This window comes from Streptomyces sp. CCM_MD2014, assembly GCF_000772045.1.
GTDB classification, from domain to species: Bacteria; Actinomycetota; Actinomycetes; order Streptomycetales; family Streptomycetaceae; genus Streptomyces; species Streptomyces salinarius.
In genome coordinates this window covers 3,397,980-3,421,812 of record NZ_CP009754.1, presented here as the reverse complement: position 1 = coordinate 3,421,812, position 23,833 = coordinate 3,397,980, and the positions used below count along the sequence as shown (strand labels likewise).

General features: G+C 72.5%; 25 protein-coding genes. 12 read left to right on the top strand and 13 right to left on the bottom strand.

The features are described from left to right. Positions 1–61 precede the first annotated feature (61 nt). Positions 62–301 carry an SCO4848 family membrane protein gene (locus tag NI25_RS40190; protein WP_003974124.1) on the top strand — a complete coding sequence of 80 codons (240 nt, stop codon included), beginning with the start codon at positions 62–64 and terminating at the stop codon, positions 299–301. A gap of 36 nt (positions 302–337) precedes the next feature. Next, positions 338–1,654, top strand: coding sequence for a metallophosphoesterase (locus tag NI25_RS14790; RefSeq protein ID WP_061442917.1), 1,317 nt, complete (start codon positions 338–340; stop codon positions 1,652–1,654). Here the strand turns inward: NI25_RS14790 and NI25_RS14785 are convergent. The 9 genes from NI25_RS14785 to NI25_RS14745 all read right to left on the bottom strand — a co-directional run bounded on the left by NI25_RS14785 (position 1,645) and on the right by NI25_RS14745 (position 8,281). Further along, positions 1,645–2,400, bottom strand: a complete 756-nt coding sequence (locus NI25_RS14785; protein WP_061442916.1) for a TetR/AcrR family transcriptional regulator — start codon at positions 2,398–2,400, stop codon at positions 1,645–1,647. The genes NI25_RS14790 and NI25_RS14785 overlap by 10 nt on opposite strands. An 11-nt stretch (positions 2,401–2,411) precedes the next feature. Continuing rightward, the gene (locus NI25_RS14780; RefSeq protein WP_061442915.1) at positions 2,412–2,900 is read right to left on the bottom strand and encodes a thiol-disulfide oxidoreductase DCC family protein; all 489 of its coding nucleotides are present in this window, start codon (positions 2,898–2,900) and stop codon (positions 2,412–2,414) included. Between the two features lie 4 nt (positions 2,901–2,904). After that, complete coding sequence (locus NI25_RS14775) at positions 2,905–3,312, bottom strand: hypothetical protein (RefSeq protein WP_061442914.1); 408 nt, start codon at positions 3,310–3,312, stop codon at positions 2,905–2,907. Between the two features lie 97 nt (positions 3,313–3,409). After that, a complete protein-coding gene (locus tag NI25_RS14770) occupies positions 3,410–3,820 on the bottom strand; it encodes a VOC family protein (RefSeq protein ID WP_061442913.1) in 411 nt (136 codons plus the stop codon). Between the two features lie 284 nt (positions 3,821–4,104). After that, complete coding sequence (locus NI25_RS14765; RefSeq protein WP_061442912.1) at positions 4,105–4,878, bottom strand: succinate dehydrogenase iron-sulfur subunit; 774 nt, start codon at positions 4,876–4,878, stop codon at positions 4,105–4,107. Then, entirely contained in the window at positions 4,878–6,632 is a 1,755-nt protein-coding gene (sdhA, locus tag NI25_RS14760; protein ID WP_061442911.1) for a succinate dehydrogenase flavoprotein subunit, read from the bottom strand. Before sdhA ends, NI25_RS14765 begins: the two co-directional genes overlap by 1 nt. Positions 6,633–6,651: 19 nt before the next feature. Then, positions 6,652–7,140, bottom strand: coding sequence for a succinate dehydrogenase hydrophobic membrane anchor subunit (locus NI25_RS14755; RefSeq protein WP_061442910.1), 489 nt, complete (start codon positions 7,138–7,140; stop codon positions 6,652–6,654). Between the two features lie 5 nt (positions 7,141–7,145). Then, positions 7,146–7,526 (bottom strand): succinate dehydrogenase, cytochrome b556 subunit, encoded by a 381-nt coding sequence (gene sdhC / locus NI25_RS14750; RefSeq protein WP_003974113.1) that lies wholly within the window; start codon positions 7,524–7,526, stop codon positions 7,146–7,148. A 260-nt stretch (positions 7,527–7,786) separates the two neighbouring features. Then, positions 7,787–8,281: a 2-oxo-4-hydroxy-4-carboxy-5-ureidoimidazoline decarboxylase gene (locus NI25_RS14745; RefSeq protein ID WP_061442909.1), complete on the bottom strand. Its 495-nt coding sequence runs from the start codon at positions 8,279–8,281 to the stop codon at positions 7,787–7,789. Between the two features lie 281 nt (positions 8,282–8,562). Between NI25_RS14745 and NI25_RS14740 the strand changes: the two genes are divergently transcribed. From NI25_RS14740 to NI25_RS14705, 8 genes are all read left to right on the top strand, one after another. Further along, positions 8,563–10,128 carry a beta-N-acetylhexosaminidase gene (locus tag NI25_RS14740; RefSeq protein WP_061442908.1) on the top strand — a complete coding sequence of 522 codons (1,566 nt, stop codon included), beginning with the start codon at positions 8,563–8,565 and terminating at the stop codon, positions 10,126–10,128. Between the two features lie 121 nt (positions 10,129–10,249). Next, positions 10,250–10,849, top strand: coding sequence for a hypothetical protein (locus tag NI25_RS14735; RefSeq protein ID WP_061442907.1), 600 nt, complete (start codon positions 10,250–10,252; stop codon positions 10,847–10,849). A gap of 87 nt (positions 10,850–10,936) precedes the next feature. After that, complete coding sequence (locus NI25_RS14730; protein WP_061442906.1) at positions 10,937–11,506, top strand: hypothetical protein; 570 nt, start codon at positions 10,937–10,939, stop codon at positions 11,504–11,506. Positions 11,507–11,681: 175 nt separating this feature from the next. Then, a complete protein-coding gene (locus NI25_RS14725) occupies positions 11,682–12,092 on the top strand; it encodes a hypothetical protein (RefSeq protein WP_199560908.1) in 411 nt (136 codons plus the stop codon). 123 nt (positions 12,093–12,215) lie between these two features. Next, complete coding sequence (locus NI25_RS14720) at positions 12,216–12,833, top strand: RNA polymerase sigma factor (protein WP_061442904.1); 618 nt, start codon at positions 12,216–12,218, stop codon at positions 12,831–12,833. Next, complete coding sequence (locus NI25_RS14715) at positions 12,830–13,741, top strand: hypothetical protein (protein WP_061442903.1); 912 nt, start codon at positions 12,830–12,832, stop codon at positions 13,739–13,741. The genes NI25_RS14720 and NI25_RS14715 overlap by 4 nt, the downstream gene beginning before the upstream one ends. A gap of 359 nt (positions 13,742–14,100) precedes the next feature. Then, on the top strand, positions 14,101–14,763 hold the full coding sequence (locus NI25_RS14710; RefSeq protein WP_061442902.1) for an RNA polymerase sigma factor: 663 nt from the start codon (positions 14,101–14,103) through the stop codon (positions 14,761–14,763). After that, complete coding sequence (locus tag NI25_RS14705; protein ID WP_061442901.1) at positions 14,763–15,920, top strand: hypothetical protein; 1,158 nt, start codon at positions 14,763–14,765, stop codon at positions 15,918–15,920. Before NI25_RS14710 ends, NI25_RS14705 begins: the two co-directional genes overlap by 1 nt. A 219-nt stretch (positions 15,921–16,139) precedes the next feature. Here the strand turns inward: NI25_RS14705 and NI25_RS14700 are convergent, their stop codons facing one another. Then, positions 16,140–17,018, bottom strand: coding sequence for a L,D-transpeptidase family protein (locus tag NI25_RS14700; protein WP_061442900.1), 879 nt, complete (start codon positions 17,016–17,018; stop codon positions 16,140–16,142). Between the two features lie 277 nt (positions 17,019–17,295). Here NI25_RS14700 and NI25_RS14695 point away from each other — a divergent pair, with 277 nt between their 5' ends. After that, complete coding sequence (locus NI25_RS14695) at positions 17,296–18,876, top strand: acyl-CoA mutase large subunit family protein (protein WP_061442899.1); 1,581 nt, start codon at positions 17,296–17,298, stop codon at positions 18,874–18,876. A 351-nt stretch (positions 18,877–19,227) separates the two neighbouring features. Here NI25_RS14695 and NI25_RS14690 read toward each other — a convergent pair whose 3' ends face one another. Then, on the bottom strand, positions 19,228–20,670 hold the full coding sequence (locus NI25_RS14690; protein ID WP_107071736.1) for an FAD-dependent oxidoreductase: 1,443 nt from the start codon (positions 20,668–20,670) through the stop codon (positions 19,228–19,230). 81 nt (positions 20,671–20,751) lie between these two features. Here NI25_RS14690 and NI25_RS14685 point away from each other — a divergent pair, with 81 nt between their 5' ends. Further along, complete coding sequence (locus NI25_RS14685) at positions 20,752–21,402, top strand: TetR/AcrR family transcriptional regulator (protein WP_061442898.1); 651 nt, start codon at positions 20,752–20,754, stop codon at positions 21,400–21,402. Here the strand turns inward: NI25_RS14685 and NI25_RS14680 are convergent. Further along, positions 21,387–22,424 carry a class I SAM-dependent methyltransferase gene (locus tag NI25_RS14680; protein WP_061442897.1) on the bottom strand — a complete coding sequence of 346 codons (1,038 nt, stop codon included), beginning with the start codon at positions 22,422–22,424 and terminating at the stop codon, positions 21,387–21,389. The genes NI25_RS14685 and NI25_RS14680 overlap by 16 nt on opposite strands. Positions 22,425–22,536: 112 nt before the next feature. Further along, positions 22,537–23,484 (bottom strand): class I SAM-dependent methyltransferase, encoded by a 948-nt coding sequence (locus tag NI25_RS14675; protein ID WP_061442896.1) that lies wholly within the window; start codon positions 23,482–23,484, stop codon positions 22,537–22,539. Between the last annotated feature and the right edge of the window lie 349 nt (positions 23,485–23,833).

Here is a 23,833-nt window from a genome sequence, read left to right as displayed (position 1 = left end):
GTTCCCACCCCCCTCCCCACCCCGCGCACGGATCCGGACACGGTGCGGCGATACTGAACGCATGAAGCTCAGCCGCCCCGTCTCCTGGTTCCTGCTCGCTTTCGGGGTGTGGAGCTGGATCATCTGGATCACTTTCGTCAAAAACCTGGTCAAGGACGGCAGCGGGCTCGCCTTCGAGGACGGCGACCCCACGGCGTACTTCTGGGTGCACCTGCTGCTCGCGATCGTCTCCTTCGTATTGGGGACGGTCGTCGGGGTCATCGGGTTGCGCGGCGTGCGCGCACTGCGCCGAACGTCATAGGCGTCGAGGACGTCACAACCGAGGGGATACGACGGCATGGTGGTCGTCTTCGTGCTGGTCGCGTTGCTGATGGTGGGCGTCATCGTGACGGCCAACTGGTACGTGTGGCGGCGTCTGTTCCGCGACACGACCGGCGCCCCGGGCCCGGTGCGCCGGATCGGCGCGGCGGTGATCGCCGGAGGCTGGCTGCTGGCCGTCGGCGCGCTGGTCGCCGAGCGCACGGGCGCCCCGTTCTGGCTCCAGCGGGTGCTGGCGTGGCCCGGCTTCCTGTGGCTGGCCCTGTCGATCTACCTCCTGCTCGCGGTGCTCGCGGGCGAGGTCGTCCGCCCGCTGCTGCGGATGTTCGTGGAGCGCCGGGCGGCCGCGCGGCGGACGCAGGGGGCCGAACAGCCGGCGGCGTCCCCGGCCGCGGACACGGAGCGCATACCGGCCGGGACGGCCCCGCCGAAGGAGCAGCCCGAGGAGCCCGAGGAGCCCGGGGCACCGGACCCGGGACCCGGGAACGCGCCCCCGAGCCCCCTCGCCCTTCCCTCCCGCCGCCTCTTCGTCTCCCGCGTCGTCGCCGGTGCCGCCGCCGCGGCGGCCGTCGGCACGGTCGGCTACGGCACGTACGGCGTGCTGAACGGCCCGGGCGTGAAGCGCGTCACCGTGCCGCTGGCCAAGCTCCCGCGCGCCGCACACGGATTCCGCATCGCCGTCGTCAGCGACATCCACCTGGGCCCGGTGCTCGGCCGGGGCTTCGCCCAGAAGGTCGTCGACACCGTCAACTCCACGCAGCCCGACCTGATCGCCGTCGTCGGCGACCTGGTCGACGGCAGCGTGAAGGACCTCGGCCCGGCCGCCGCCCCGCTGGCCGGGCTGAGGGCACGGCACGGCGCGTACTTCGTCACCGGCAACCACGAGTACTTCTCCGGCGCCGAGCAGTGGGTCGCCGAGGTGCGGCGGCTCGGGCTGCTCCCGCTGGAGAACGCCCGCACCGAGCTGCCCCACTTCGACCTCGCCGGCGTCAACGACGTGGCGGGCGAGGACGAGGGCCAGGGCCCCGACTACGACAGGGCCCTCGGCGACCGGGACCGCTCCCGCGCCTGCGTGCTCCTCGCCCACCAGCCGGTGCAGATCCACGACGCCGTCGACCACGGCGTCGACCTCCAGCTCTCCGGCCACACCCACGGCGGCCAGCTCTGGCCCGGCAACCTCATCGCCGGCGCCGCCAACCCGACGCTGGCCGGCCTGGAGCGCTACGGCGACACCCAGCTGTACGTCAGCCGCGGCGCGGGCGCCTGGGGCCCGCCCACGCGCGTGGGGGCGCCCTCGGACATCACGGTGATCGAGCTGGCGTCCCGTCAGGCCTGAGGACCGGGATCCCGCGACGGCTTCTTCGCGGGGTCCGGCATCATCCTCGTCATACCCGGCAGGAAGTCCGTGAACAGCTCGTGCACCTCGCGCACCAGCGGGCGCAGCACCCGGAAGCGGGCCAGCACGACGCCCCGCGCGGTGAGCCGGGCGCCGCGTTCGGCGAGGCGGTAGCTGCGCTCGCGGCCCTCGGTGCGGTCGAAGATCCAGTACAGGACGAGGCCCATCTGGGAGAGCCACATCAGCTCCGGCAGGATGTCCCGCAGCTCCTCGGGCACCTTGGTCTTCGCCCCGGCGAGCACCGCGCGGTGGATGCTGATGGCCTCCACGCGCGCGTGCTCCGACTCCGGGGAGAAGGGGCTGAGCGGGCTGTCCGGGTCGGCGGCGTTCTTGAAGAACTGCACCGCGAACTCGTGGTACGGCGTGGCGATGTCCAGCCAGACCTTCAGCACGCCCGCCAGCCGCGCCTCCAGGTCGGTCTCCCGGGCCAGGACATCGCGGACCGCCGCCTGGTGCTCGGCGGCGATCCGGTCGTAGAAGCCCTGGATCAGGTGTTCCTTGCCGGCGAAGTAGTAGTACGCGTTGCCGACGGAGACCCCGGCCTCCTGGGCGATGGCCCGCATCGTGGTCCGGTCGTAGCCGCGTTCCTGGAACAGCCGCATGGCCGTCTCCAGGATCAGCGCGCGGGTCTGCTCGGACTTGCTGAGGTGGGCACCGTCGTCGGCGCCGTCGTGGGTCGCAGGCACGGGTCCAGAGCCTATCCAGTGGCGCAGGCGCCGTCGTCACAGCCCGGCCCCGCGTAGATCCACCCGAGGCCCGGCTCGTAGACCCAGCCGTCGGCGCGGCGGTACCCGTTGCCGCCCCACTGGCGCTGCCCGGCGCGCCACTTGGCGGCGGCCAGGACGGCCCCGCGGGCCAGCAGGGCGCCCTTGGGCGTGCTGAGCCGGTGGGCGAGCCTGCGGTACCGGCGCAGCGCCCACAGGACGACGACCCAGGCGGCGGCGCCCCGGTAGACCTGTCCGGCGTCGCCCACGACGGTGACCTCGTCGAGGGTGGCCCGGTGGTCGAGGCCGGGGAAGCGCCGGCGCGCCTCCTGGGACGCGGCCGGGACCAGCTCCAGCGGCACCAGCCGGGGCTGGCGCAGCAGCCAGTCCCGTACATGGGTGCACAGGGCGCATTCGGCGTCGTAGAGGACGGTGAGCCGGCGCACGGGGGCGCCGGCCGTCGTCCCGGGAGCGGGAGCCATCGGCTCAGGCCCCGGTCGTGGGGGCCACCCAGCCCTGCGGCGGGACCGGGGGCAGCTGCTCCCGCTCCATCATGCCGCGGCGCCGGATCTTGTTGAGGACGTACACGTTGCCCAGGTGCATCACGCCGAGCACCAGCAGCACCACGCCGAGCTTGGTCGAGAGCGCCTCGAAGATGCCCCGGGTGTCGGCGATGGTCTCGTCGCCGCTGAGGTACAGGGCGACGAAGCCGAGGTTGACGAGGTAGAAGCCGACCACCAGGAGGTGGTTGACGGCGTCGGCGAGCTTCTCGTTGCCGTGCAGGACGTCGGCGAGGAAGACCCGTCCGTTGCGGCTGAGCGTGCGGGCCACCCAGACGGTCAGACCGATGCTGACGACCAGGTAGATGACGTAGGCGATGACGGTGCGGTCCATGCCCCACCCCTTCTTGAACGCGTTCAAAACGCTGACAGGGGTGACTGTAGACCTGTTTTTGAACACGTTCAAGCCGGATCCGGCGGCAGTCGGCGGCTCAGGGGCGACGGCCCAGCTCCGGGCGTTTGGAGTAGTCCGTGAGGCCGATGACGTTTCCCCACGGGTCGGCGAACTCGACGGTCCAGCCGGTGGCCACGGGGAACGGCTCGTCGAGCGGCGGCACCCCGGCCTCTCGCAGCGTCCGGGCGGCCAGACGGGCGTCGGTGACCTCCAGCCACACCCGCGCGGAGGGCCACATCGGCGGCTGCCGGCCGAACTCCTCCTCCACCCGCAGCAGCAGCCCCGGCGTCTCGGCGCCGACCTTCAGCAGCGCGATCCCGGCCTCGTCGAGCCGGTAGGCGACCGGGAACCCGGCCCGCTCGTAGAACCCGACGGCCTCACCGAGGTCCCCGACGGGCAGCAGTACGTTGTCGAACCCGAGCAGTTCGTACGACTCGTCATCTGACATGGCGTCAGGCTAGGACGGTCATCGCCCGGAACAGCTGATTGTCAGCCCTCGTCGGGCGTGCTCTTCGTCCGTCCGGCGGCACGGATCTCGCCGACGTCCAGGGTGACCTCGGCGCCGGGGAGCCGGGGAGGGTGACGGTCTCGCCGGGGGAGTGGACGCGGCGGGCGCAGTGGTCGGCGCACCTGCGCCGCCGCCGACCCGATGGTGTGGCACATGCGTGAGGGCCCCGCTTCCAGGGGAAACGGGGCCCTCACAGCCGTGAGACGGCGTGCGCCGACGGAGTCTCAGAAGCGGCGCGTGATCAGCGCTCGCTTCACCTCCGCGATGGCCTTGGTGACCTCGATGCCGCGCGGGCAGGCGTCCGTGCAGTTGAAGGTCGTGCGGCAGCGCCAGACGCCGTCGCGGTCGTTCAGGATCTCCAGCCGCTGCTCGCCGGCCTCGTCGCGCGAGTCGAAGATGAAGCGGTGGGCGTTGACGATCGCGGCCGGGCCGAAGTACTGGCCGTCGTTCCAGAACACCGGGCACGAGGACGTGCAGGCGGCGCACAGGATGCACTTGGTCGTGTCGTCGAAGCGCTCGCGGTCCTCGGCGGACTGAAGGCGCTCACGCGTCGGCTCGTTGGTGTCCTTCGTGATCAGGAAGGGCATCACGTCCCGGTACGCCTGGAAGAACGGCTCCATGTCGACGACCAGGTCCTTGAGGACCGTCAGGCCCTTGATGGGCTCGACCGTGATCGGCTTCTCGGGGCTGATGTCCTTGATCAGCGTCTTGCAGGCGAGGCGGTTCTTGCCGTTGATCCGCATGGCGTCCGAGCCGCAGATGCCGTGCGCGCAGGAACGGCGGAAGGTCAGACTTCCGTCCAGGTCCCACTTGATCTTGTGCAGCGCGTCGAGGACGCGCTCCTTCGGGTCGATCTCCAGCTGGAAGTCTTCCCAGGTCGCCTCGGCCGAGACCTCCGGGTTGAACCGCCGGACGCGGAAGGTGACCGTGATGTAGGGGGAGTCGGCGAAGCCCGGCTCGGGGGCCTGGTCGCTCTTCTCCATGACAGGGGTAGCCATCAGTACTTACGCTCCATCGGCTGGTAGCGGGTCTGGACGACCGGCTTGTAGTCGAGCCGGATGGACTCGGTGCCGTCGTCGCCCACCTCGCGGTACGCCATGGTGTGGCGCATGAAGTTGACGTCGTCGCGGTTGGGGAAGTCCTCGCGGTAGTGACCGCCGCGCGACTCCTTGCGGGCGAGCGCGGAGACCGCCATGACCTCGGCCAGGTCGAGCAGGTTGCCCAGCTCGACGGCCTCCAGCAGGTCGGTGTTGAAGCGCCGGCCCTTGTCCTGGATCGACACGTTCTTGTACCGGGCGCGCAGTTCGGCGATCTTCTCGACGGCCGTCTTGATCGTCTGCTCGGTGCGGAACACCATGACGTTGGCGTCCATGGTCTCCTGCAGCTCGCGGCGGATCGTCGCCACCCGCTCGGTGCCGGTGGAGGAGCGCAGCCGCTCGATCTGCTCGACGACCAGGGACTCGGGGTTCTCCGGCAGCTCGACGAAGTCCGCCTTCTGCGCGTACTCCGCGGCGGCGATGCCCGCGCGGCGGCCGAAGACGTTGATGTCGAGCAGCGAGTTGGTGCCCAGGCGGTTGGCGCCGTGCACGGACACGCAGGCGACCTCGCCGGCCGCGTACAGGCCCGGGACGACGGTGGTGTTGTCCGCCAGGACCTCGCCCTCGACGTTGGTCGGGATGCCGCCCATGGCGTAGTGCGCGGTCGGCTGGATCGGGATCGGGTCCGTGTAGGGCTCGATGCCGAGGTAGGTCCGCGCGAACTCCGTGATGTCGGGCAGCTTGGCGTCCAGCTGCTCCGGCGGGAGGTGGGTGAGGTCGAGGTAGACGTGGTCGCCCTCGGGACCGCAGCCGCGGCCCTCGCGGATCTCCGTGTAGATGGAGCGGGAGACGACGTCGCGCGAGGCGAGGTCCTTCATGACCGGCGCGTACTTCTCCATGAAGCGCTCGCCGTCCTTGTTGCGGAGGATGCCGCCCTCACCACGGGCGCCCTCCGTCAGCAGGATGCCCATGCGCCAGATGCCGGTCGGGTGGAACTGGAAGAACTCCATGTCCTCCAGCGGCAGCCCGCGCCGGTACACGGCGGCCTGGCCGTCACCGGTGAGCGTGTGCGCGTTGGACGTCACCTTGAAGAACTTGCCGGTGCCGCCGGAGGCGTAGATCACGGACTTCGCCTGGAAGACGTGGATCTCGCCGGTCGCCAGCTCGTAGGCCACCACGCCGGCGGACTTCTTGACGCCGTCGACCTCGGTGATCAGCTGGTCCAGGACGTAGAACTCGTTGAAGAACTCCACGCCCTCCTTGACGCAGTTCTGATAGAGCGTCTGGAGGATCATGTGACCGGTGCGGTCGGCCGCGTAGCAGGAGCGGCGGACCGGGGCCTCGCCGTGGTTGCGGCTGTGACCGCCGAAGCGGCGCTGGTCGATGGTGCCGTTCGGCGTCCGGTTGAACGGCAGGCCCATCTTCTCCAGGTCGAGGACGGAGTCGATGGCCTCCTTCGCCAGGATCTCGGCGGCGTCCTGGTCGACCAGGTAGTCACCGCCCTTGACCGTGTCGAAGGTGTGCCACTCCCAGTTGTCCTCCTCCACGTTGGCCAGCGCGGCGGCCATGCCGCCCTGCGCGGCGCCCGTGTGGGAGCGGGTGGGGTAGAGCTTCGTCAGCACGGCGGTGCGGCTGCGCTTGGTCGACTCGATGGCCGCGCGCATGCCGGCGCCACCGGCGCCGACGATGACGGTGTCGTACTTGTGTACCTTCATGATTTTCGCAGCCCCGTGCCTAGCGGATGTTCGGGTCGAAGGTGAAGATCACCAGCGTGCCCAGCAGGATGGTGAACACCGTGGCGGTGTAGAGCAGGCCCTTGAGCCACAGGCGGGTGTTCGGGCGCTCCGCGTAGTCGTTGATGACCGTGCGCAGGCCGTTCGCGCCGTGCAGCATCGCGAGCCAGAGCATCAGCAGGTCCCAGACCTGCCAGAACGGCGAGGCCCAGCGGCCGGCCACGAAGGCGAAGCCGATCTTGGACACGCCGCCGTCCAGGACCAGCTGGATCAGCAGGTGGCCGAGGACCAGGACGACCAGCACGACGCCGGACAGGCGCATGAAGAGCCAGGCGGCCATCTCGAAGTTGCCGCGCGTGGACTTCGGGGACTTCTTGGTCCGCTTGCGGGGCGGCTCGATCAGCGGCGCCGGGTTGTCCACGGAGTAGACGGAGGCGCCGGCGCCCTCGACGGGGCCGATGCCGGAGGCGGTGGTTTCAGTGGTCGACATGCGCGTCAGCTCCCGAACAGTTCACGAGCGGCGTGGCCGAGGACGGGGTAGATCGCCCCGAGCATCAGCACGACCCACAGGGCGACGACGGTCCAGAGCATCTGCTTCTGGTAGCGGGCGCCCTTGACCCAGAAGTCGACGGCGATGACACGCAGGCCGTTGAGCGCGTGGAAGAGGATGGCGGCCACGAGGCCGTACTCCAGCAGCGCGACGATCGGCGTCTTGTACGTGGCCACGACGGTGTCGTAGGCCTCGGGGGACACCCGTACGAGAGCGGTGTCCAGCACGTGAACGAACAGGAAGAAGAAGATGAGGACGCCGGTGACTCGGTGAGCCACCCAGGACCACATTCCTTCCCGGCCGCGGTACAGCGTTCCAGCCGGCACGGAAATTTCCTCCGGGAGCGGGGATTGGGGCCGCGCCGGCTTTCCTTGTCGGTCGGGCCCGGCCGGGTACGGTCCACCGGCCCCCAGCATGGTAGCGACGGTTGCCTGCGGCGCTTACAGGGGGCCTGCCGGTGTGATCAAAGTTGCACTCAAAGGAGCAGCGGTGGTGCCGCGGGGTGGCCACCGAGGTGGGGGTTTGGTGCGGTTTGCCGGGTGCGGGTGGTCAGGGGTGGCTCGCGCCCGGGGCGGAGCCGCTGGTGTCACAACCCCGCATCCCCAAGGGTGTTGGTCAGCCGTGTTCTCGCCAGGTGCCGGAGTTCTTCCGCCGCCACCAGGCGTTCTTCGTCCGGGTCGTTGCTCAAACGTGACCGGATGGCTGCCAGGACGTGGTTGAGGGTCTCGTCCGGGGACAGACCGTCCAGGCTGATGACGAACACGTGTCCGAAGCGGGACTCGTAGGCCGCGGTGGCCGCGCTCAGGGCCGTGTGGGCCGCCGCGTAGGTGTCCTCGGGGAGGGCGGGCAGCGTCTCCGCGGTCAGGGCCTCGGTCAGGTCGGCCGGGGAGAGGTCGTAGGACGCCTCGTCCGCCGCCGCGAGGAGGGCGGGGAGGTCCGGGTAGGGGCGGTGGGCGGTGAGGCGGCGGGCCCAGGCGTGACTGTGCAGGCAGGCGAGGAGGGTCCGGGCGGCCTCGTCGGCGGGGGCCGTGTTGAAGCGCTCCAGCGGGGCGGCGGTTGCCGGTGTGGCGCGTGTTTGCACCGGTACCGGTATGGCCACTCGGCGGGGGAGGTCTGGGAGACGGTGCGCAGGCAGCGTGTGTCCTCGTGGGCTTCACGTGTGTGTCGGCAGGGGATTGTGCGAAAGATGTGGCGTCACGTTATCGAGTGACGGCAACACGTGTCCGTCCGCTGCCCGAATTTCACCCGAACGGGAGAGTTTCAGAACATGTGGTGGACGCATGACGGCAACGGCGGCCCTAGGTTGGCGCTGTGAGCCAGCACGGAGGCCGGACACCGGCACACCAGGTGAGACAGCGGGCCGTGATCGCCGGCGCGGTGGTCGCCGCGCTCGGCGTGGGAGTCGGCCTGTGGGCCACGGACGGCGGCGACGGTGACGGCGGCCGGGAGGGTTCCGCCACCCGCTCGGGCGAGGCGGCCGCGCCCAGTCCCAGCCGGTCCTATCCGCTCTCCGAGGAGCCACGCACCATACCCTCCGTGCGCGAGCACACCGCGGCCCGCGGCCCCGGCTGGCAGCCCGAAAAGGGGAACCGGGTCGTCGTCGCCGACGCCGGCCTCGCCGACGAGGGCAAACAGGTCGCCGGCGAGCTGGGGATGACGTACGCGGGGGAGAAGGACGACGAACGGGCAGGGGACCTGCTGCTCGACGTCAAGGCCGACAAGGGCGCGAACCCGGAGTCGTACACCATGACCGTGCGCGACGGCCGTGTCACCGTCACCGGCCCCGCCGAGGCCGGCGTCTACTACGGCACCCGCACCCTGAAGCAGGAGGTGGCCGGCGGCGGCACCGCGCCGGAGGGCGTGGTGAAGGACGCGCCGGCCAAACCGAAGCGGGGCTTCTCCCTCGACATCGCCCGCAAGCACTACAGCGCCGACTGGATCAAGGACCGGATACGCGAGCTGGGCGACCTCAAGTTCAACGAACTGGGCCTGCACTTCTCCGACGACCAAGCCTTCCGCATCGAGTCCGACTCGCACCCCGAGATCGTCTCCGACGAGCACCTGACCAAGGCCGAGATGAAGGAGATCATCGATCTCGCCTCCTCGCGCCACATCACCGTCGTGCCCGAGATCGACTCGCCCGGCCACCTCGGCGCCGTGATCGCCGCCCACCCCGACCTCCAGTTGCGCAACGCCCAGGGCACGCCCACCCGCGGCGCCATCGACATCTCCAAGCCGGAGGCCGCGCGGATCGTCGACGACCTGCTGAACGAGTACGCCGACCTCTTCCCCGGCTCCCAGTTCCACCTGGGCGCCGACGAGTACCAGGCCCTCGTGGTGCCGGACCCGGAGGCGTCCTACCCGACCCTGGCCGCCGCCGCCCGCAAGGCCTACGGCTCCGACGGCACCGTCGCCGACCTCACCACCGGCTGGCTCAACGGCCGGGCCAAGACGGTCATGGCCCACGACCGCACTCCGCGCGCGTGGAACGACGGCTTCTTCAAGGACACGTCCGTCGAGCCGCTCGAGGAGATCAAGGTCGCGTACTGGACGGGCAAGGAGATCGGCGCCCGGCCGCCGACGGAGTACCTGAGCGAGGGCCGCCAGGTCCTCAACTACAACGACGAGTTCCTCTACTACGTGCTCGGCCAGCCGCAGACCTTCGTCTACCCGACCGGCGAGCGCATCTACGAGCAGTGGACGCCGCGCGTCCTGCGCGGCACCACGGCCGTCGACGCCAAGTACGACGACCAGATCCTCGGCGGCAGCTTCGCGGTCTGGGGCGACATCCCGAGCGCCCAGACCCAGGCCCAGGTCGCCGAGGGCATCCGGCTGCCGCTGGCCGCGACGGTCCAGAAGCTGTGGGACGACGGCAAGCCCGAGCTGTCCTGGGCGGAGTTCAAGGCGCTGGCGGGCCGCCTCGGCTGACGCCTGCCGCCCCGGGCCTGCCGCCGGGGCGGCACGCCGATTGCCCGATCCTGCTGCGAACGCCGGTACGGCTGTGGTGGTCTTTTGCCGAGCCGAACCGACACGCCGGGGGGACCGGGACATGGGCTACTGGGGGTACTTCGTCGTCGGCCGCGCCGAGCGGCCGCTCGCGGAGCTGGAGGCGCTGGCCGGCGCCGGGGACATGACGCTGCGCCAGAGCGCGCCGGGCGGGTGGCAGGTGTGGGAGTTCCCGGGCGGCGACGGAGACGTCGGGAACATGAACGACCTGGCCGGGCAGACCGGCGCGCCCGCGCTGTTCGGGTACGTGATGGACAGCGACTGCGTGGTCGTGGAGGCGGCGGCGCCCGAGAGCGGGGCGTGGACGACCTGCCTGGCGCGGACCGCCATGGCCGGGTACCTGGGCGCCGAGCGGGACGGGCTCACCCTGGAGGACTACTTCCTGGAGCCCCGCGACGCCGCCGAGCGCGCCGTCGCCTGGGCCGCGGAGGCGGGGTGCGCCGCGAACGCCGGGGAGCTGGCCGAGGTGCTGGCGGACGATCCGGGTCCCGGCGCGGGTGTGGAGGCGGGGGCGGGTGGGGGTGCCGGGGCAGGGGCACCGGCGGGGGCGGGTGGGGCCCTGGGCCCCGGGGCCGACTCCGGTCCGGTGGCCGAAAACCTCTTCTTCCGGTTCCTCGACCGGCTGGGCGTCGTGCCGCTGTGACACTCCCGGTCCGCCGCACGCAGTAAGGGGCAGTGCGGGCCCCGTGGCGCTGAGCGGGGCGAAGCGGCAGGAACAGGGAGGCACCCGATGAGCCTGGTGGAACTGATCGCGCGGGCCGACGCACGCGCACTCGCCGCGAGCGGGCTGGCTTGTTTGGACCGCTGCGTCCCGCTCCTCGACGGCGACGACGAGGCCCTCAGACCCCTGTGGGCGACCCTCGCAGACGACACCGGCGACGAGGCCGGCCCCGACTGGGCCGCGAGCCTGACACAGGTGCGGGACAAGCTCGCCGGCCCCGACGCCACCGGTGAGGACGAGGCCGTGGTCCTGGCCCGCCGCATGCTGCAGGCCGCGCCGGCCGAGTGTTCCGGCCCGGCGATGCGGACGTGGGCCGACGCATGTTCCGTCGCCTCGCTCCGGATCCACCGGCTCCTCGACCCCGCGGCGGGCACCGCCCCGGAGGCCGACGTCCCCCGCGACGGCGGTACGCGGGGACTGCCCCCGCTCGTCGCCGCCGAACTGCGGCGCCAGGCCGGCGTCCTGGAACTGCTCGCCGAGCGGGGCGCGGCCGGGCTGCGCCCGGCCCTGGAGGTCTCCACGGAGGGGCGCCGGGTACTGCGCGCGGTGGTCTCCCGCCGGGCACGGGGGCGAGGCTGACCCCGGGCCAGACGCCGGTTTCCTGTGACCGTCCTGCGGGGAACGCGCGGTGGCGGTGCGGCGGACGTGGGGGAGGTGGGGCGGTCCTGTACCGGTTGCGGAACGGCCGGTTCCCGCGTGTGACGCAACCCCGTCCCGCGACGCTTTAGCCCATGTGACGACTGTGACCAGGGGAATGACCAGCGGATCGACGAGCGGGCCGGCGAGCGCGCAGCAGACCCGCCCGGCGGCCGCCGCGAGGCCGGTGCGGTGGGCGGCGGACGCGGTGGCCACGATGCGCGAGGGCGCCCGGCTGCGCCTGGACTACTCGGCCGAGAGCCTGTGGCGCGTCGACCGGGTGATCGACGGCATCCGGCGCGAGGGGCCGCCGTACGCCGCCGTGGAGACGGCGCTGCGCGGCCTCGGTGCCTACGCGGGTGAGGTGATCGTGCGCCAGTCGGGCGGCGAGTGGTGGACGACCGGCGGGGACCACTGGGTCCGTACGCCGGACGGCCGCCTGTGGGACCCGATGGACGAGGCACGCCGCTGCTTCGCCGGAGACGGGTCGCTGCGCCTGCTGTGCCGGGACGCGACGGCGGGCCCGTGACGCCGGGCCGGGACCGACGGGCTCCCGGCACCCTGTGACACTTCTGTGCGCGCGGACGCTGATGACCTTGGGGGGCGGGCTCACCCGAGCGCGCGGAGGACTCGGTACGGACGAGGACGGTTCTTGGGCCAGCGAGGGGAACCCCGCCGCGTGCAGGCGCACGACGGGGAACTGGGCGCGGCGGTCGCGCGGGCCCAGCACGGTGACGAGGCCGCCTTCGCGGTCGCCTACCGGTTCGTGCAGCCGGGCCTGCTGGGCTACCTGCGCGGGCTGGTCGGGGACGACGCGGAGGACGTGGCGGCGGACGCGTGGCTGGAGATAGCCCGTGACCTGCGGCGCTTCCGGGGCGACGGGGCCGGTTTCCGGGGCTGGACGGCGACGATCGCGCGACACCGGGCACTGGACCACCTGCGCCGCCAGAAGGTGCGGCCCCGACCGACCGGGCTCGAACAGGACGTACTGGACCTGCCCGGCCCGCACTCGACGCACGACCAGGCCCTGGAGACGCTCTCCACGCGCACCGCGCTGAACCTGGTCGCGGGGCTGCCGCCGGACCAGGCCGAGGCCGTACTGCTGCGGGTCGTCGTCGGTCTCGACGGGCCGTCCGCCGCCCGCGTGCTCGGCAAGCGGCCCGGCGCGGTGCGCACGGCGACGTACCGGGGGCTGAAGCGGCTGGCACGGCAGCTGGGCGCCGACGGTGTGACGGATGACGGTCCCAGGACGCTGGGGGAGTCGACATGAGGGGCGCCGAGGACGGCGGCCCGGCGGAGCGAGCGGGAGCGGAGACGGACATGGGCGCACGGCACGGGGAGGGCCGCGGCCGCGACGCCGGCCCCCGGCCCGCCCCCGGCGACGCCCCCGGCACCGAGGCGCTGCTCGCCGCGGCGTTGCGCGGCGAGGGTACCGACGTCGAGGGCGAGCGGCGCGCCGTGGCCGCATTCCGGGCCGCACGGGACGCGGAACCCGGCCGGGCCGCGCGCACCCGGCGGCGGGACGACTGGCGGCCGCGGACCGGGCGAGACCCGGGACGCTCGCTGAAGACCGCGCTCTCCGTCCTGCTGGCGAGTCTCACCCTGGGCGGCGTCGCCTACGCGGCCATCGGCGGGGGCGGCTCCGGCGACGACGACGGCGGCGGCCCGGACCGCACCCGCCCGCCCGCCGCCACCGACGACGCCTCGGCCCGGCCGGCCGCGACCCCGCCGGCCGCCACGCGGGTCCCCGCCGCCCCGGGCCACGCGACCACACCCCCCGGCGGCACCGCCTCCCCGGGAGCCTCCGCGCCCCCCGGTGCCTCCCCGCCGCCGGACCGCCCGGCCGCCGGCCGGGACCCCGAGGCCCAGTGCCGCGCCTACGCGCGAGTGACGGGCAGCGGAAAGGCGCTCGGGGCCACGGCCTGGCAGCGGCTCGTCGCGGCGGCGGGCGGTGCGGACCACGTCGAGGCCTACTGCACCGAGCTGCTCGCCCGGCCGACCGGGCAGGGGGCGTCGGCCGACACCGGGAACGGCGCCGCCGGGAACGACGCCGGGAACGGCCGTGCGGGCGACACCGGCGCGGGAATCGGCGCCGACGGGACCGTCGGCGAAGGAGGCGTCGAGGTGGAGACCGGCGGCAGTGCCGCGGTGCGGGTCCCGGACCAGGACCTCCCGTAGCCCCCACCAGGGACGATCGCGGCGGCCAAGGCAACGGCCGGGGCCGCCACCCCCCACAGGAGAGGCCCCGGCCGTCGCGCGGCACGGGCCGCGCGGCGGCCCGTACTCCCTTCAGCGCCGCGACTGCGTTTTCTGTCACACCTCACCGCGTCACGGGTTAGTTGCATCTTGTACGGCAATGCGAGGCGGACATGGACGAGTGGCGGTTTCACGACGTAACGTGCCATTCGCGCCGATCAGCGGGGGCTCGCTCCCGCGACGGGTTGCGGGAGACCGCCGCGGCCATCAATGGAGAAACCACGAGGGCGAGGACCACGTCCGCGAGAGCGGCGCCGGTTCAGGCGCAGAAAGGCTTCTCGGTGCTGGGGGACGACGCGGAGCTGACCACCGCGGTGCGTGCGGCACAGACCGGGGACGAGACCGCGTTCCGGACCGTCTACCGCTCCGTGCATCCGCGACTGCTGGGATACGTGCGCACGCTCGTCGGCGATCACGACGCCGAGGACGTCGCCTCCGAGGCCTGGCTGCAGATAGCCCGCGACCTGGAACGGTTCGACGGGGACGCCGACCGGTTCCGCGGCTGGGCCGCCCGCATCGCCCGCAACCGCGCGCTCGACCACATCCGCATGCGCGGCCGCCGGCCGGTGATCGGCGGCGACGAGACGGAGCTGACCGGCAAGCCGGCCGAGTCCGACACCGCCGGTGAGGCCATGGAGGCCCTGGCCACCGGCAGCACCCTCTCCCTCATCGCCCGGCTGCCCCAGGACCAGGCCGAGGCGGTCGTCCTGCGCGTGGTCGTGGGCCTCGACGCCAAGAGCGCCGCCGAGACGCTGGGCAAGCGGCCCGGTGCCGTCCGTACGGCGGCGCACCGTGGCCTGAAGCGCCTGGCCGAGCTGCTCGGCGGCGATCCGGAATCGGACGGCGGGCTCGACGCCCTGCCGCCGCAGCGAGAACCGCGCGACCGCGCGGTGACGTCCGCGAGTGTGACGCATACGCGTGCGCGGACGCAGAAGGACATGTGATGGCCGACGAGCAGGACAAGTGGCTGGACCGCGAAACGGCGGAACTCTTGCTGCGCGGAGAGCCACTGGAGGGGCTGGAGAGCGCCGACCCGGCGACGCGCGACCGGGCCGGACGACTGGCGGCGGCCCTCGGCGCGCTGTCCGCCCCGCCGGCGCCGCCCGGCGAGGAACTCCCCGGCGAGGCCGCGGCGTTGGCCGCCTTCCGCAAGGTACGCGCGGAGCGGGCCGACGCGGCGGCGGATGCGCCGGGTACCCGCGGGCACGGCACCGCCCCCGGGCCCTTGGACGCCGGTCTCGTCCGCATCGGCCCGCGCGGTGACGGCGCCCGGCGGGCGCGCTGGAGCCGTCCCCTGCGCCTCGGGCTGGCCGCCGCGCTGACCGTCGGCATGGTCGGCGGTGTGGCGGTGGCGGCCGGAACCGGAGTGCTGCCGACGCCGTTCGACGGCACCGAACCGGAACCTGCCGCGACCGTCTCGGCCGCCGCTTCCCCCGACCGTCCGCCCGTCCCGCCCTCACCGCTGGACGGCGTGCAGGGCGGGTCGGACCCGGGCACCGCCTCGGGCACGCCCGGCGGGGGCACCGCCCGGGACGGCCGCGGGGCCGGGAACCGTGACGCCGACGACCGGGACCCGAACGGCGGCTTGGACGGGCGTCGGCCGGACCTCGCCGCGTCCTGCCGCAAGGCCCGCGACGGCGGGCGGCTCGACGCCGCGCAACGGCACGCGCTGAAGGAGGCGGCCGGGGGAGCGTCCCGGGTCGCGAAGTACTGCGGCAACCTCCTCGCCGGCACCGGCGGCGGCCGGGACGGCGGAGAGCACGGTGATGCCGCAGAGGCGCCCCACGAGGGCGAGCTCCGCGGGGACACCGGCGACGACCGGAGCGGCAAGGGCGGCAAGGGCGGCAAGGACGACAAGGGGAGCAAGGGGAGCAAGGGCGACGGCGGAAAGAAGGGCGAGGGCGGCCACGGGAACCGGGACGAGGACGGTGACGACGGCGGCACGGGCGGAAACGGCGGCAACGGCGATGACGACGACGCCGGCATAGCCCCGCCCGCCCACGGTCCCCACCGCCCCCACGCCCCGTCGGCCTACGAGCCCCGGCCGCAGCGGCCGCCCGCCTACGCACCCCACGCCGCGCACTCCGCGACCCCCGTCTGACCTGCGCTTTCGTGTCCGACGAAGATTCCCTCGCCGAGGGTGTGACACTTTCGGACGCCGGGACGCAGTAGTGAGTGAGCCGACTGGTCATCGGCTTCTTGCACCGAGCCGGGGTTCCCCCCGTACCTGCGGCTCGTGCACCTCGGCGCGGGCGGGACACGTTCCCCCGGTCCCGCCCGCGCCCCATTCACCGCACGGCGTGCTCACCGCCCCGCCGCCTCACCGGTACACGACGACCTTGTCGCCGTTCCTCACCTGCGCGTACAGATCGGCGATCGCCCCCTCGTCCCGCACGTTGACGCAGCCGTGCGAGGCACCCGCGTAACCGCGGGCCGCGAAGTCGTAGGAGTAGTGCACGGCCTGGCCGCCGCTGAAGAACATGGCGTACGGCATGGCCGAGTCGTAGAGCGTCGAGACGTGGTGGCGGGATTTCCAGTAGACCTGGAAGACGCCCTCCCGGGTCGGTGTGCGCTGCGAGCCGAAGCGCACGGACATCGTGGACACCGTCCGCCCGTCGATCATCCAGCGCAGCGTCCGGCTCGACTTGCTGATGCACAGCACCCGGCCCCTCGTGCAGCGCGGGTCGGGCGCGGCGGCGGGCTGGCCGCCCATCAGGTACAGCTCCCACTTGCCCGGCTCGTGCGACATCCCGAGCAGCCGCTGCCAGGTGACGGTGTCCGTCCGGCCAGTCCGCGGCAGCCCGCGCTTGCCCTGGAAGCCGCTGACGGCGCGCTCGGTCAGATCGTCGTACGTCCCGGTCGGCCCGTCCACGAGCCACTCGACCTGCCGCAGCCGGGCCTGCAGCTCACGGACGTCCCGGCCCGTGTCACCCCGCTTCCACAGCACCCTGGCCGCCTTCGTCGTGCCGGTGGACGGCGCGCCCGGCGACTCCCGGCCCCGGGACGGCGCGCCCGGCGACCGCCGTTTCCCGCTCGGCGTGCTCTTCGCCGGGGCCCCGGTGGTGACGTCTATGCGCACCGGCGCCTGCCCCTCGCCGTCCGGTCCGGTGGTCCGCACGGTGCAGCCGCCCGCCACCAGGACCGCCCCCAGGGCGACGGCGACCGCCCGTTCCGTGTTCCCCATGCCCGTCATCCGCATCACGGCCCCCCGTCGTCTCACGGCCCCGCACCGACGTCCCTTGAGTTGTTCCCGCGGATGACGCGCCGCGAACGGCGCGGCATCGTTGTGACCGGGACCGCACCGAGGTTGTGAGGAAGGTCCCAGCGTGGGCCACTCCACCGGGTGCACGCGCGCGGATACAGTCCGTCGAAGTGCCGGACTGTACCGGCGGGTAAACGGCGGGCAGTTCGAGCAGTACGAAGCAGCACGCAGGACGAAGCAGTACGAACATGTGCTCAGCGGGAGGCATCACACCATGACGCGCGAGTCCGAGTCCGGGCTGCCCATCGAACCGGTCTACGGGCCCGACGCCCTGACGGACTGGGACGCGGCCGAGAAGCTGGGCGAGCCCGGGAAGTACCCCTTCACCCGGGGCGTCTACCCGTCGATGTACACGGGCCGGCCGTGGACGATGCGCCAGTACGCCGGTTTCGGCACGGCGACCGAGTCCAACGCCCGCTACAAGCAGCTGATCGCCAACGGCACCATGGGCCTGTCCGTCGCCTTCGACCTGCCCACCCAGATGGGCCACGACTCGGACGCCCCGATCGCGAGCGGCGAGGTCGGCAAGGTCGGCGTCGCCGTCGACTCCATCGACGACATGCGCGTGCTGTTCGGCGGGATCCCGCTGGACAAGGTCTCGACGTCGATGACGATCAACGCCCCGGCCTCCCTGCTGCTCCTGCTCTACCAACTCGTCGCCGAGGAGCAGGGCGTGAGCGCGGACAAGCTCACCGGCACGATCCAGAACGACGTGCTGAAGGAGTACATCGCGCGCGGGACGTACATCTTCCCGCCCAAGCCCTCCCTCCGCCTGATCGCGGACATCTTCAAGTACTGCAAGGCCGAGATCCCGAAGTGGAACACCATCTCGATCTCCGGCTACCACATGGCCGAGGCGGGTGCCTCGCCCGCGCAGGAGATCGCGTTCACCCTCGCGGACGGCATCGAGTACGTGCGCACGGCGGTCGCGGCCGGCATGGACGTGGACGACTTCGCGCCCCGCCTGTCCTTCTTCTTCGTGGCCCGCACGACGATCCTGGAGGAGGTCGCCAAGTTCCGCGCGGCCCGCCGGATCTGGGCGCGGGTGATGAAGGAGGAGTTCGGCGCCAAGAACCCCAAGTCGCTGATGCTGCGCTTCCACACCCAGACCGCCGGCGTGCAGCTGACCGCCCAGCAGCCCGAGGTGAACCTGGTCCGCGTCGCGGTGCAGGGCCTGGGCGCGGTCCTCGGGGGCACGCAGTCGCTGCACACCAACTCCTTCGACGAGGCCATCGCGCTGCCCACCGACAAGAGCGCGCGCCTGGCCCTGCGCACCCAGCAGGTCCTCGCCTACGAGACGGACGTGACGGCGACCGTCGACCCGTTCGCCGGGTCCTACGTCGTCGAGAAGATGACCGACGACGTGGAGGCGGCGGCCCTGGAGCTGATGGGCAAGGTCGAGGACCTCGGCGGCGCGGTCAACGCCATCGAGCACGGCTTCCAGAAGAGCGAGATCGAGCGCTCCGCCTACCGCATCGCCCAGGAGACCGACTCCGGCGAGCGGGTCGTGGTCGGCGTCAACCGCTTCCAGCTCGACGAGGAGGAGCCCTACGAGCCGCTGCGCGTCGACCCCGCCATCGAGGCCCAGCAGGCCGACCGCCTGGCCCGGCTCCGCGCGGAGCGCGACCAGGCGGCGGTGGACTCGGCGCTGGCGGCCCTGAAGAAGGCGGCCGAGGGCGAGGACAACGTCCTCTACCCGATGAAGGACGCGCTACGTGCCCGCGCGACGGTGGGCGAGGTGTGCAACGCGCTGCGGGAGGTGTGGGGGACGTATGTGCCCTCGGACGCGTTCTGAGGGCGGCTGAGCCGGGGCGTTACCTCGTATGGGTGATCGAAGGCGGGAGTCCGACGTTCCCGGTTACTCTCGTGGCGAGCGGGCCTTGGAGGAGGACGCTATGGCCGTACTGCAGCAGGAGCTGACTCTGGGCGAGGCTGCCGACCAGCTCGCCCGTGCACTCCCTGGCCACCGCGTGGAAATTCTCCAGGGGAGGCTCACTGTGACACCGCCGCCGGATGGTTCGCATCAACTGGCGTTGACCAAGATCGGCCGGGCGTTCGATCGTGCCGGTATCGCGGCCGCCGGGTACGAATACGTTCAGGGATCCTCGACGGCGACGGCTGACCCGGACGGGGCCCGGTCCGGGCCTCAGCCCCCCAGCCCGAACCGGCCCGCGTACCCGGCCAGCCCCTCCGGCGTGTCCCCGGCCCAGCCCACGTACCCGTCCGGCCGCACGAGGAACAGCCCCGTCCCGTACGCCCCGTGCGCGCCCCCGCGCACCACCGGTACCGCCGGCCCCACCGCGCCGTCGGGCGCGTCGACGCCCAGCGCCAGCAGCGTCCAGTGCGGTCCCCGGAAGGCGTCGAAGAGCCGTACGCCGTCCACCCGGCCGTCGGGCGCGCGGTCGCCGGCCCGTACCGCGTCCTCGCCGACCGCGCCCCGCGTCTCCGCCGTCAGCGACGAGTCCCGGTAGCCGATGCCCAGCTGCCGGGTCGCCCCGCCGCGCCGCACCTCGCCGCGGTGGACGGCGGTCGACAGGTCCAGCATCTGCGCGGCGATCGGGCGCCGCTCCTCCTCGTAGCTGTCCAGGAGCGAGTCCGGAGCGCTGCCCGACAGCACCGCGCCCAGCTTCCAGCCCAGGTTGTAGGCGTCCTGGACGCTGGTGTTCAGCCCCTGGCCGCCCGCGGGCGAGTGGACGTGCGCCGCGTCGCCCGCGAGGAAGACCCGGCCCGCGTGGAAACGGTCGGCCAGGGCCGCCCGCGGCCGGAAGTCCGAGACCCAGCGGACCTCGGTCACGTCCTCGGCGGCGAGGTGCGAGCGCTCCGCGACGACCTTGCGGACGCCGTCCGGGGAGGTGTCCACGTCGGCGCCCTCCGGGAACCGCGCCATCACCTGGAAGTCCTCGGTGCCGGCCAGGGGGCATATGGCGAGGAGCTCGGCGCCGTCGCCCGGCGGAAAGATGTGCCAGTTGTCGCGGTCCAGGCCGTTGATCCGGACGTCCGCCACCAGCGTCGGGCTCGGGTCGACGGTCTCGCCGGTCATGCCGATGCCCAGCGCGCGGCGTACCGCGGAGCGGCCGCCGTCCGCGGCGACCAGGTAGCGTGCGCGCACCGTCCCGCCCGAGGCGAGGTGTGCGGTGACAGTGCTCTCGTCCTGCTCGACACCGGCGACCTCGTGGTGGAAGGCGACCTTCCCGCCCAGCTCCCCGAGCCGTGCCGCCAGGATCTCCTGGGTGCGCCACTGCGGCACCATCCACGCCCGGTTGTACGGCGAGTCCTCGCTCGGCTCGGCCGGGTCGAACATGTGGTGCTCCCCGACCCGCGCGCCGTTCTTCCAGACCATGCCGACCGGGTACGTGCCGCCCGCCGCGTGGATCGCGTCGACGACGCCGAGATCGTCGAAGACCTCCATCGTGCGGGGCTGGAAGCCCTTGCCCCGAGAGCCCGGGAACAGCTCCCCGGCGGCCTCCAGGACCAGCGCGTCCACCCCGCGCCGGGCCAGGTCGATCCCCAGGGCGAGACCGGTGGGGCCCGCGCCGACGATCAGTACGTCCGTGTCCAGCGCATCCCGGTCCAGGGCATGCGTATCCATGACATTCACGGCAACTCTCCTTAACGTCGTTAAGTCCCGTGCGTGTCCGAGGATGGCCCTAACGCCGTTAAGGTGTCAAGCGTGAGTACGGAACGACGCGCTCCCCTCGACCGCCGACGGGTCGCGGACACGGCGCTGAAGCTGCTGAACGAGGTCGGTCTGGACGGCCTGACCCTGCGCACCATCGCCAGGGAGCTGGACGTCAAGGCGCCCGCGCTGTACTGGCACTTCAAGGACAAGCAGGCCCTGCTCGACGAGATGGCCACCGAGATGTACCGGCGGATGGTCGCCGGGACCCCGCTCGACCCGGCCGACACCTGGCGGGAACGGCTGCTCAAGGCCAACCGCGGCCTGCGCGCGGCCCTGCTCGCCTACCGCGACGGTGCCAAGGTGTTCAGCGGTTCACGCTTCACGGGCGCGGTGCACGCCGAGTACATGGAGGGCACGCTGCGGCTGTTCACCGCCGCCGGGTTCACCCTCGCGCAGGCGGTGCGGGCGACCACGACGACGTACCTGTTCACGCTCGGCTTCGTCACCGAGGAACAGGGCGTCGAGCCCCTGCCCGGCGAGCGCCGGGAGGGCTTCGACGTGGACGAACGCGCCCGCCTGCTGGCCGACTACCCCCTGACGGCCGCGGCGGGCGCGGAGATCTTCACGGACTACGACCGGCACTACGAGGAGTCGCTGGCCCTGGTGATCGAGGGTGTCGCGGCGACCTACCGCCGCGACTGAGCCGCACCCGCCGCCCTGCCCGCACCGCCCGCGCCGCTCGCCTTCGCCCGCTGCGCCGCCCGGTACCGGCGCACCGCCCGCGTGACGACCGGCGGCAGCAGGTCCAGGGCGAGCCGCCGGGTGCGCTCCCGCGGGACCGACGCGCGGGCCGCACGGACGGCGCGCGCCGCCGGTCGGGCCGGCGCGGTCTGCCCCGGCACCGGTGCGCCGTCCGGCCGGCCCGCGCCCGGCGCCGGGGTGGGCACGGGGGCGGGCGCCGGGTGGCGCGAGGACGGCAGCGAGGGCGGCCGCAGCCGCTTGCCCTTGGCGCGGGTCCGCACCAGCCGGTGCCCGGCGGCCTGCTCCACGGTCACCGCGATGTCGTCGCGGCCGCGCAGCGCGGCGATCAGCTCCTCCCGCACGGGCTCCGGGTCGCCCCAGGTGCCGTACAGCTTCTGGCTGCTCAGGCAGACGGGGCGCAGCCCGCGGTTGAGCACCGCCTCCCAGGCCGCGACGGCGACGCCCGGTGTGTGCTCGCTGCGGAAGTCGTCCAGGACGACGATGCCGTCCGGCCCCAGCAGCCGCTTGGCCGCGCCGATGTCGCCCGCGACGTGCTCGTACAGGTGCGAGGCGTCGACGTGCACGAAACGGCAGCTGCCGGGCGCCACCTCGTCGACGACCGCGGAACTGGGCGCCTGGATGATCGTCGGCAGGGTGTCGTGGAAGGAGAGGTAGTTCCGTTCGAAGGCCTGGCGGGTGAGGGAGGAGTACGACTTGGCCGCCTCCGCCCGGTTGGCCGCGTCCGGCGGCTCGGCCCCGAACAGGTCGCAGACGGTGAGCTTCTCGCCGTCCCGCAGTCGGTGCCCGAGCAGGATCGCGCTCTTGCCCAGGTAGGCGCCCAGTTCCAGCAGGTCGCCGCGGGTGTCCAGCCGCTCCTGCCGCTCCAGGAACCAGGAGAACAGCACCTGGTCGAGCGGCCAGAACCAGCCGGGGACGTCGTTCAGCTCACCGGGGTACTCGTGCGTCTCTTGCGCAGTGGCCATGAGGGGAGGATGCCTCCTCGTTGGCCGAAATGGAGGGGGTACGCGCGATCCGACGGTCAGAAAATCGCACGTATTGCCCAATGTGTGCGGCCCCACACCCTGCGCAGCCCCCTCACGCCGCTCGCAGAAACGCCGAGCGGGCCGCCTTGCCCAGGAAGGTGAAACGCGTCTTCCCCCTCAGGCGCTCGTCCAGGGCGTCCTTGATGCCCGGCCAGCCGGGGTCGTCGTAGTCGTCCAGGACGACGATCGCGCCGGGCACGGCTATCTCCTCGGCCCACTCGAGATCCCGGGCGACGCCCTTGGCCGAGTGGTCGCCGTCCACGACGATCACGCCGTAGCCGCGGTCCGAGACGGCCGCCCGGGTCTCGGGGTCCTCGGAGAATCCCCGCCGGATGCGCGCCGCCGCGCCCGCCGGACCGGCGAGGGCGAGATTGGTGCGCACGGCGTGCTCGTCGACCGGTGCCCCCGTGGGGTCCGTGCGCTGGTCGGTGCCGGGCTGGAGCTGCACCCCGGCGAAGGGGTCGACGATGGTCAGGCTCGGGCTGCGGCCGTCGCGCTCCATCATCCGGACGAGCCCGGCGGAGAACATGCCGTACAGCGTGCCGATCTCCAGGATCTCGTCGTTCGGCGGGTCCAGCAGGGGGATCGTGCCGAGCTTGCCGCAGATGTTCATGGTGCCGCCCGCGATCCGGCCGACGCCCAGCGACTCCAGCGCCACCAGCAGCCGGAAGGCGGCGGCGACGTTGCGCTCCGCCGCGCCGCGGTCGCCGGACAGGGCCGCGACCTCGGAGTAGAGGTGCTCCAGCGAAGCCTCGCCGACCATGCGGGAGACACCGCGCCCGCCGGGGCCGAGCAGCAGTTCGAAGGTGAGCTGCCGATGCCGGAGCGCCTCGACGTCACGGACCAGCCGCTCGGCGTCCCGTGCGGCCGGCGTCGCCCGGACCCCGGTGCGGCGGACCGCCGAACGGACCTGCCGTTCGATGCGCTGGTCTATGAGGTCGGCGACGGGGCGCAGCAGACGCCGGGAAACCGAGCTGTGGAGCAGGGAACGGCTGTTCATGGAGCAAGAGCCTCTATCCGTCATGGGGGGGGCGCACGAAGTGCGTGGAGCACGTGGGAGGTGGCGCAGAGGCTAGCCTAGGAAAACGCCGCCGAATTTCATCGGTCAGACCGTCAGGAAAGACGGAATTAACCCCCGCGTCATTTCCCGTACGCGTGCCGTCTTCCTCCGGTGCGTCGGTGTGCGCCTGGAATTGATCATTTCTGTGGGCTTCGCGCGCATTCGGTCATTAATCATTCGTCCACTGTTCACCGGCGATTGCACAACTAGGGGGGAATACCCCCGGTCTAATCGATCGGACAAGCGCACAGGGAGTTGACGTCCCCGTACGAGGCGCTGAACGCGACGA